2 protein-coding genes are annotated in these 2586 nt (G+C 40.4%); both read right to left on the bottom strand.

What is annotated here, in order from left to right; translation table 11 throughout:
- On the bottom strand, nucleotides 1–222 hold a 222-nt coding region (locus tag Q0X77_RS08615), incomplete at its 3' end, for a hypothetical protein (protein WP_297795986.1).
- A 149-nt stretch (nucleotides 223–371) separates the two neighbouring features.
- A partial coding sequence (locus Q0X77_RS08610; RefSeq protein ID WP_297795984.1) for a LuxR C-terminal-related transcriptional regulator occupies nucleotides 372–2586 on the bottom strand: 2215 nt, incomplete at its 5' end.

Here is a 2586-nt window from a genome sequence, read left to right as displayed (position 1 = left end):
GTGATAATCACAGAGCGTACTGAGTATTCCCAACAATGCGACCTGATCTTCAACTTGTCCCGTTAGTACAGAAACAGTTCCAAAATCAGGGTCTTTGTCTTTAATGATTTGCAAATCCCGAATACTATCGGCCCAATCAGTTTTTACGTCTCCAGCTACCCGAATTTGATAGGTTGCAGTTTTGGAAAAAATTGAATACTCTTCTGAATTTTTGGATTTCATCACCGTACGTTTATTACAGGATAAAACTATACAAGGATTGAATCTTGCGCAATAAACGAAAGTAGTATAAAGGTGTAAAATGGGTCAATAAACTATCTTAAAGACGATAATTTATAGGGAACAGCATCGTTTTGATGCATCAAGAAGGTTTAGACGTAGCTCAATTCAGTTGCGCGTTGAACAATTGTTATTCGATTATGCAACTGCCATTTTTGACCAATATTATAGATGTGCTTTTTTACTGTACCCACCGAAATGAATAGGGTGTCGGCAATTTCTTTATTTCTAAACCCTTGAGACATCAACCGCACAACATCAATTTCCCGTACCGAAAGTTGTTCAGCATTATCTGCGGCCATTTCAACAAGCTTAACCTGCGCTGCCAATTCGTTTGTCTTAGTGCCAATTGCTTTGTTTAATGACTTCAGCAATAATTTATAGAAATAGGATCCACCCTTGTCACTACCAACTTCGGCAATCAAAGGATAGAGTTCTGATTTCCATTCTAAATAGGGCATTATCCAGTGACCAGGCTCAGATAGTTGCAGTGCCGTGTCTAAAGCTTTTGCAGCTTCTGTTAACATGCCTCGTTTGATTAATAAAATAACCTTAAGGACCGCAATTTCAATTTGGTGATTAATCAAATAGTAGCGTTTGGCTATTTGGCTTACCTCAGCTAAAATCATAGCAGCCTTGTCTAAACTCTTTTCGGAGGACTCTCTTAAAAGCACGCGCACTTGTGTAAGCCTTGGTACTTCAATCCAAATAAATAAACTGGCAAAAATTGGGGACTGCTCCAGGAGCGACTGCCATTCCATGGCTTTTTCTAATTCATTTCGCATAGACAATAGCCTCATTTCACATGAGCTGCTTACAATTGCGTATGCGTCCTGATTCAATTCTGTGGTAAACGCTTTCAAGGTTTTTAATGTAGCATCTGCCTCTTTGGGTTGGTTCTGTATTTCATACGCAATGACCTTGGCAGCCATGGCATCAATGGCTGTTCCTTTGTGTAAGATAAATCTTTTTTGCTCCGCAATCCTAAGAAGGCCGTTTGCATCTTCCAGTTGATTAGCACAAAAACAAGCCATTGCTTCCTGGCATACACCCATGGCATGGGTGTAGTGCAGGTCATTTTTCGCACCAATAGTCTTCACTTTGTTGCCATTACGCTTTGCCTGCGCCAGGTTACCGGCAAACATGTTATTATAATATAAGCCTGAATACAGCCGTGTTTCATAAACCGCATTGCCTTTAGATTGCCGTATTTGTTGCTTTAATTCAGTAATCGCCAGCTCCATGTTACCACAAACCGTTCTGGCCATTGATATGTGTAGGTTCAGCATACCCGTAAATAGATTCTCTTCTTTTGGCAGCAACACTTTGGCTTGCTCAAAATGAGTCATTGCCTGATCGCAGTTTCCACTCCAAAATTGAAGCAGACCTGAAACTAGGTTCCACTCGCCATATAGCGCTGAATCTTGATTATTTTTGAGAAGTAATTCAGCCTGTTGAAGCAAGCTGCCCAATAGCTCAAATTGAATATTTTCGTATGCCGGCCAACAAGCAGATAAAAGCAAGTTAGGCTCATTCATTTCGGATTGCGGTAGTTTGCTCAACCATCGCTGGACAACGTACCATTTATCCTTAAATAATTCTGATAGCCTATTCCGAATAATAATTTTCGAAACCTCCGCTACTTTTTGCGCTTTTAACATGTGGCGAATAGCATCTTCAATAAATTCGTGTCGCTCAAACCATATGGCTGCACTGGTATGAACATCAACTAAGTCATCCTCCATAATGCGCTTAGAGGCCATACGTTGCAAAAACTCCTGAATGAGATGGTGAAATCTGAAGTAATTGTTTTGCTGATCCAGGGGAATGATGAAGAGGTTTATCTCTCGTAACCAATCCATAAATGATTGCGCCTTTTTTGCTGTGATCTGTGGAAGGGCACTGACTAGCTCAACGTTAAATCTGTCTAGCAGACTTACCTTAAAAAGGATTTCCTGAAATTCTGCTGGCTGTTTTTCGAGGATTTCTTGAAGCATATACTGAGAGAGCGCGTATACATCACCGGAAAACTCGGTAAACACCTCTTTAGCACCAGAGGTATGAGTAGTTAACAAGGACGCCATGCGTAGTGCAACGATCCAACCCTCTGTTTTATTTTTTAACGAATTTGCTGTTTCTTCATTGATAGACTTATTGAACAAGTTTTGGTAGAGTTCTTTAATCTCAGCAGTTGAGAAGGCCAAATTTTTCATTCTGACCTCAACCATCCTGCTTTGGGCTAAAAGCCGATTTAATTTCAATGGAGGATCTCGCCTTGTAACTATGCATAGGTGCAGACATTGAGGT

Origin of the sequence: uncultured Eudoraea sp., assembly GCF_947258925.1 — a bacterium.
GTDB lineage: Bacteria > Bacteroidota > Bacteroidia > Flavobacteriales > Flavobacteriaceae > Eudoraea.
Note: the sequence above shows the minus strand (reverse complement) of the source record. Positions and strands in the feature narration are given on the sequence as shown.